The sequence below is a fragment of the Corynebacterium halotolerans genome (assembly GCF_050107895.1).
GTDB lineage: Bacteria > Actinomycetota > Actinomycetes > Mycobacteriales > Mycobacteriaceae > Corynebacterium > Corynebacterium halotolerans_B.
Genome location: NZ_JBNILW010000022.1, coordinates 21,738 through 28,481, shown reverse-complemented (window position 1 = coordinate 28,481; position 6,744 = coordinate 21,738). Strand labels below are relative to the sequence as shown.

The window sequence follows — 6,744 nt, the reverse complement described above, 5'->3', positions numbered from 1 at the left end:
AGTCCAGCTGGCGTTTTTGCCAGATCATCACCTCGTCCAGGACGGCGTCGGTGATGGTGCTGATCGTCTCGTGCGACAGGTCCGTACCCAGCGTGGTGGCCAGGTGGTGCTGAATATCGCGGATGGTCATCCCACCGGCATACAAACTGATGATCTGCTCATCTAAGCCACCGAGCCGGCGAGAGCCTTTCGGTACCATCTTCGGGATAAAGGAACCGGCCCGGTCGCGGGGGACGTCGAGGTCGATCGGTCCGTAGGTGGTGTCCACCGTTTTTGGGTAGGTCCCGTTTCGCGAGTTCGTCGATGCGGTCTCCTGCCGGGCTTCGCGGTCGCCTTTGGCGTAGCCGAGATGGGCGTCGAGTTCGGCGGACAATCCACGGTTGAGACTGGCTTGGAGCAGTCCCTTGACCAGGTCATCGGCATTGTTGGTCGAGCCGGCGAGCTCGTCGATCAGGCCGGTGAGTTCGTCGTTTTCCAGGAACTTCTCGGAGATCGTCTTGATGCGGTCAGCGTCGTTGTGATGTTTTGGTGCCACGCTTGTCATGATGGCTTACCTTTCGGTTCGGGGTTAGCCGTTCACACACAATCCATCTGACACTCTCATGTGAACTTCGTTGATTTCCTCTACCGCGCGGGCAGAGTGCCTGATTCGCGACGCAGCTGTCAGGTTCAGAAGTCCCCTTCACCATCGAGACCCGGAGGAGTGCGGTCGCCCTCTGAAAATGACGGCCAGTGCAGACCGGTACTGAACATAGTGATGTCAGCACTCCTGCTCACCAAGTGTGAAAATTCAGAAGCCGTGTTCACTATCCGCGCGCACCGTTCCGGAACATTGGGTTCCACAGCGTCCCACCGTTCGCTAAGCGAACCCTGACAAGGGTGGGCGTGGTGTAACACAGTGGGTCCCGGGAAACTCTGTCACATTAATAAAATTTTATACCGTTCACGGAACGTAGGTAATATAACGCGTTACGTGACATTTTTCGATTTTTTGACCTGTGTGACTCGCAGCTTCGTGTGGCGGCTTTTGCGCAGCTTCGGATGGCGGTTCTAGGTGATCCCGATGACCAGGGTGGAGCGGGCTGCTTCGACGACGTCGTCGGTGATGGTGGTCAGCTCATTGATCTTCATGACCCGCTCCATCTGGGTGAACAGCCGGTCGACCAGGCGGAAGTTGCCTCGGGTGACCCGCGCGATCGCGGCGACGGCCTGGGTGTCGGTGAAGTCTTCGGTGTTGAGTTCCTGGCCGAGTTTGCGCCACCAGCGCCTTAGGACAAACACCAGTTCCTCCTCGGCCAGGGGACGGTATTCATGGGCGAAACCAACACGACTGTAGAGCTGGGGAAACCGACTGAACTTCCGCTCGATGCCGGGCATCCCGATCAGCATCAATGCGATGTTGGTGCGGTCATAGCGATCGCGCATCATCTCCAGGGCCGTGGCGTTGAGGCGCTCAGACTCATCGATGATGATCATGTCGATGTATTTGTTCAGGCGTGAGGTCGGTTTTTTCACCTCGCCACTTTTGATCAGGTGCTGCTCGATGCAGATGGCGGCACGGTCACTGACCTGGGCGAGGTCTTCTCGTATCCGCTTCGGCGTGGTGGCAACGTGCGGGGTGTAAAAGACTGTTCGTTTGTGGGCCAGGGCGGCATAGACCTGATAGTCCGAGTCTTCTCTGAGCCCCCATTCCGTGAGCAGGGGCTCGGCGACAGACCAGTGGGCATAGTGCCTGGCGGAGAGTGTTTCCCGGTCCCGGCCTGTCCGTAGCAGATACCGATGGTGCGTTGCCGGCGCACCGCGTCGGCGAATTCAACGAACCGGCGGTGTTGCTTGGTGGCGATGAAACGTTGCGGGGCCATCAGTCCTCCTCCAGATAGGTGCGCAGCTTGCGCTTTTTCCTGGTCGGTTCACCGGTCGCCGGCGATTGCGGGCTCGTGGGCCTGAGCTGGGGGCTGTGGTCGGCGACCACGGCGATGCGTTCATTGATCTGGGCGCGGAGTTGGCGTCGTCGTGTGGCTCGGGCTGTCTGGATGTCTTTGAGGCTGACTGTGGCGGAGGCGTGATCGGGGTCGACGGCTGTGCAGATGTACTGGTCGTGGTGGAAGACCTTGATCTCGGAGATATCCCTCGGGTCATAGCGGATGACCACGGGTTCTTTGACGTACGCCGCCAGCAACGGGGAGACATAGCGCAGTCCCTGGAAGTGCACACCGTCGCGGTGGACCACCCGTGGTGTCGCCACAGTGAGCAGCAGCAGGTTGAGGTCATCGACCGTGTCCGGCAGACGCGGTAGCCAGCCGTTGCCGATCCAGGCCTGGTGGGGGGTGGTGTTGATCTCGGGGTGGATGCGCTGGTGGTAGGTGGTGCCGATAAATGCCGCGATGACGGTATCAAGCTCCGGGAGAGTCAGTACTGGTGCGGGATGGCGGTGGCCTTCGGCCAGGTAGCCGGGCAGTTCGGCCAGGAGTTCGGTGGTGATGGTGCGAAAGATCCGTTCGATCTTGCCGCGTCCCTGCGGTCTGGCGACGGTGGAGTAGATGATCTCGAAGTGCAGGTCTTTGGCTGTCTGGGCGAGACGATGGCTGGTGAAGTCCGTGCCATGGTCGACATAGAGCACGTCTGGGATCCCGCACATCGGCCACTCGGTGTCGTTTTTGGGCCAGATTCCGTGGCGCAACGCCAGGGCGGTGTTCATGGCGGAGGGGGCGCCGAGAAAGACCATGTAGCCGCAGACCGCGCGGGAGTAGTCATCCAAGATCACCGTCAGCCAGGGGCGGGCGGGTTGACCATTCGTATTCTGGATGAGGATGTCGAGCTGGGTGTGATCGGCCTGCCAGGTGGCGTTGGCGCGTTTAGCCCGGTGTCGCCAGACCAATTCGAAGTTGTCCCGGTAGGCGACCGGACCCTGGTGGGCGAGAGTGAGCATCCCCTGGTCCAGATCAGCCATGATCGAGCGGACCGTGCTGTAGGAGACGGGGAGCCAGCCGTGTCCGGCAGCGATTGCGGTGGCCCTGCGGGTGATCGCTGCTGCCGACAGACGTGGGGTGACCAGTGCTAACCCCTCAATGAGTGCCCGTAGTTCGGGATGTGTCCGTCGTCCTCGGGGCGCTGGCGTGGCGGGGGACAGGCCTGCGATCCCACCTTTCCGGTACGCCGCAAGCCAGCGCTGCAGGGTGCGTACGCCGATGCCCTCCTGGACGGCCAGCTGTGTCAGAGGAATCTCGTCTTCAACGTGTTGGCGCAGCACCGTCCACCGGGCGACGGTGGTGTTCTCACGTGCGGAGGCACCATCAGGTTGCGTGGACCTGCTGCCTCCGGTCATGACTACTCCGCTGGCGTGGAGGCCCGCCGGCGCCTGGGCGGGGTGGTTCCGGTGTCACGGCGCAAAGCGCGATATACAGTGGTGTGCCTCACACCTAGAACTGTACTGATCTGCTCGCGGTCATGTCCCACTGCTCGTGGATTTTCCCGCGCGGTGCGTAGCTTGTCCCCGCTGAGCAGTGGTGGCCGGCCTCCCGTGCGGCCACGAGCCCAGGCAGCCTCCAGACCGGCGTGGGTCCGCTCCCGGATCAGATCACATTCAAACTCCGCCGGGCAGGAAGATGTGGAACACTCTTCGGCCCCCGGAGGATGAGGTGCCGGTGTTTTCCTGCAGCGATCGAAACTCCACCCCTCTCGTTGTGCTGACGACAGAGTGTCCCTCGGGGTCGCCGGCCAGGCGGGGATTACTTGACGGTTGTGCCGAATGAGTCCGCGATGGTCCGGGCGGTCTGCTTGGCGTAGGGGCCTACCCCGGTGAGCGTGGCGGCTCCGGGGCCGGTCCAGTCGCCGTAACCGACCAGGTGCAGGCCCGGGTATTTCGGGGTCGTGCCGTCCAGGGGCCGGCGCACCGGTCTGAGGGACGGCCGGAACCCGGTGCACCAGATCAGATGATCCGGTGGTGACCTGGTCGAGGGAACTAAACATCGGCGTGGCCGCCAACCATCCGGCGTCGCGGGCAGCGCGCACCTCAGGCAGCACGACAATGTCGCCGAGCTCCGAGTCGGCCCCCGGATCGGTCTCGCCGCGCTGGACGGCCAGGGCGCGTTGCCGGTTCCGGCGAAACAGCACCCGCCCGTCGACCTCATCGGGCATCCACCGTGGTGGATGCCGGGTGTACCAGATGACTTCGGCAAGACCGGTGAGTTCGGCGGCGATCTGCGCGGCGGAGTTCGCCGCCCTCACCACCGCCACGGACGACCCCCGGAAGGGGCCCACCCCGGGATAGTTCGCCGAATGCCACTGCGTGCCGGTAAACAATCCCGGGTAGGCCGGGACGAAGGGAGTAGACCAGGTGCCGGTGGCGGCGACGACATGGGGAGCCGTCCACGACCGATCACCGGCGTGGAGGCGGTAGCCTCCATCCTCCCGCTCGACGCGGTCCACGCGCACGGGGCGCTCGACGGGGATCCGGTAGCGCTGCTCATAGTCGGCAAGGTAGTCGATGACATGGTCCGACGGTGGGAACCCCTCGTAGGCTGGCATGGGCTTGCCCGGCAGGTTGGAAAACTCCGCGGTGGAAAACAACGTCATCGACGGCCACACCTGCCGCCACGCCCCACCGGGGCCGTCCTGATCGTCGAGGACCAGGGTGTTCACGCCTGCTCGCAGCAGGTAGTAGGCGGTGACCAGGCCCGCCTGGCCACCGCCGATAATGATCGCCGCGAAGTGTTTGCTGGTCACGTGTGTGATCGTCTCCTGCTCGTCGGTGGTGGGTCAGTCCATCTGCAGCACGGTGCGCAGCTCCGCGAACAGTTCCGGGCGGACCTGGTGGGTCACCGTCCGGCCCACTCGCACCTTGTCCAGCAGGCCTGCCTCGGTCAACCGCTTCAGGTGGTGCGACACAGTCGGCTGGCTCAACCCCGACCTCTCTGTCAGCTCGCCGACGCTGACCGGGCCACAGCCCTCGGCCGCCAACCTCGACAGCAGGCGCAGGCGGGCGGGGTCAGCCAGCACCTTGAACAACGTGGCATAACGCTCGGCCTCCGTATCAGTCAGGGGGCCAGCACCCAGCGAGCAACAGGCGGCAAGATCGGTGAGCGGAAGGATCTGCGGGAGTGTCATAACAACCATCCTATATTGACAGGCATCTATATCAGGTCTACTTTTCGTATTGATGATTGTCAATACTGTGAAAGGGGCCGTATGACTGCCGCCCACCGCCCGCGCATGTCCTTTTTGGATCGCTTCCTGCCGGTCTGGATCCTCCTGGCCATGGCCGCTGGCCTGGTCATCGGCCGGGTGGTCCCCGGTATCGGTGACGCACTCGGTGCCCTGGAGGTCGGTGAGATTTCCCTGCCGATCGCGCTGGGGCTGCTGGTGATGATGTACCCGCCGCTGGCGAAGGTCCGCTACGACAAGGCCGGCGAGATCGCCGCCGATAAACGCCTGATGACGGTGTCCATCGTCCTCAACTGGCTGGTCGGGCCTGCCTTCATGTTCGCCCTGGCCTGGATCTTCCTGCCGGACCAGCCGGAACTGCGCACCGGGTTGATCATCGTCGGCCTGGCCCGGTGCATTGCCATGGTGCTCGTCTGGAGTGACCTGTCGTGCGGTGACCGGGAGGCCACGGCCGTGCTGGTGGCCATCAACTCGGTCTTCCAGGTCATCATGTTCGGCGTACTCGGCTGGTTCTACCTCCAGGTCCTGCCCTCCTGGCTGGGCCTGGCGACCACGTCCGCCGAGTTTTCCTTCTGGTCCATTGTCACCTCCGTGCTCGTCTTCCTCGGCATCCCGCTGGCCGCCGGCGTGGCCTCCCGGATCATCGGCGAAAAAACCAAGGGCCGTGCCTGGTACGAAAACACCTACCTGCCGAAGATCTCCCCGCTGGCACTGATCGGCCTGCTCTATACCATCGTGCTGCTGTTTTCCCTGCAGGGCGAGCAGATCACCTCCCAACCGTGGACCGTGGCCCGCCTGGCTGTGCCGCTGCTGGCCTACTTCGTCGGCATGTTCGCCATCTCCCTGGCCACCTCGAAGGCGTCGGGCATGAATTACGCCCAGTCCGCGTCGGTGTCGTTTACAGCCGCGGGCAACAACTTCGAGCTGGCCATCGCCGTGGCCATCGGTACCTTCGGTGCGACCTCCGCACAGGCGCTGGCCGGTACGATCGGACCGCTGATCGAGATCCCGGTGCTCGTCGGCCTGGTCTACGTCATGCTGTGGCTGGGACCGAAACTCTTCCCCCAGGATCCGACCCTGCCCGCATCCTCGACACCATCCTCGCAGACTGCTGTATCCGAGAAGGAGAACATCACCTCATGAGCACCCAACCATCAGTCCTGTTCGTCTGCGTCGGCAACGGTGGGAAATCCCAGATGGCCGCAGCCTTGGCCGCTCAGCACGCCGGCGACCGGATCAAGATCCACTCCGCCGGCACGACACCCGGCAGCAAGCTCAACGCCCAGTCCGTCGAGGTCATCGCCGAGGCCGGTGCCGACATGTCCGCAGGCCACCCCAAGGGCGTGGATCCACAGCTGTTGCGCGAGGTCGATCGCGTGATCATCCTGGGAGGTGATGCCCAGCTGGAGCTACCCGACGACGCCCGCGGGACGTGCGAGCGGTGGGTGACTGACGAGCCGTCCCAGCGTGGCATCGAGGGTCTGGAGCGTATGCGTCTGGTCCGCGATGACATCGATGCCCGGGTGCGCAGGCTCCTCGCCGAGCTGCTGGAGCACTGACCACCCCACCTGACACCACCAA

The 6,744-nt window shown here is 63.5% G+C and carries 6 protein-coding genes and 1 pseudogene; 2 read left to right on the top strand and 5 right to left on the bottom strand.

Features of this window, described 5'->3' with window-relative positions; all coding sequences use genetic code 11:
* From ACQCVD_RS14810 to ACQCVD_RS14790, 5 genes and pseudogenes are all read right to left on the bottom strand, one after another.
* Positions 1-544, bottom strand: a 544-nt coding sequence (locus ACQCVD_RS14810; protein WP_426824550.1) for a transposase, incomplete at its 3' end; no start/stop codon positions are given.
* A gap of 506 nt (positions 545-1,050) precedes the next feature.
* Positions 1,051-1,701 (bottom strand): AAA family ATPase, encoded by a 651-nt coding sequence (locus ACQCVD_RS14805; RefSeq protein ID WP_426824551.1) that lies wholly within the window; start codon positions 1,699-1,701, stop codon positions 1,051-1,053.
* Between the two features lie 160 nt (positions 1,702-1,861).
* Positions 1,862-3,325, bottom strand: a complete 1,464-nt coding sequence (locus tag ACQCVD_RS14800) for a Mu transposase C-terminal domain-containing protein (protein ID WP_426824549.1) — start codon at positions 3,323-3,325, stop codon at positions 1,862-1,864.
* 403 nt (positions 3,326-3,728) lie between these two features.
* Positions 3,729-4,725: pseudogene (locus ACQCVD_RS14795) on the bottom strand (FAD-dependent oxidoreductase).
* Positions 4,726-4,758: 33 nt separating this feature from the next.
* On the bottom strand, positions 4,759-5,106 hold the full coding sequence (locus ACQCVD_RS14790) for a metalloregulator ArsR/SmtB family transcription factor (RefSeq protein WP_426824548.1): 348 nt from the start codon (positions 5,104-5,106) through the stop codon (positions 4,759-4,761).
* A gap of 81 nt (positions 5,107-5,187) precedes the next feature.
* On the opposite strand from ACQCVD_RS14790, the gene arsB reads away from it, so the two are divergent.
* Both arsB and ACQCVD_RS14780 read left to right on the top strand, forming a co-directional pair.
* Positions 5,188-6,306, top strand: coding sequence for an ACR3 family arsenite efflux transporter (gene arsB / locus ACQCVD_RS14785; RefSeq protein WP_426824547.1), 1,119 nt, complete (start codon positions 5,188-5,190; stop codon positions 6,304-6,306).
* Entirely contained in the window at positions 6,303-6,722 is a 420-nt protein-coding gene (locus ACQCVD_RS14780; RefSeq protein WP_426824546.1) for a low molecular weight phosphatase family protein, read from the top strand. The genes arsB and ACQCVD_RS14780 overlap by 4 nt, the downstream gene beginning before the upstream one ends.
* The last annotated feature ends 22 nt before the right edge of the window (positions 6,723-6,744 follow it).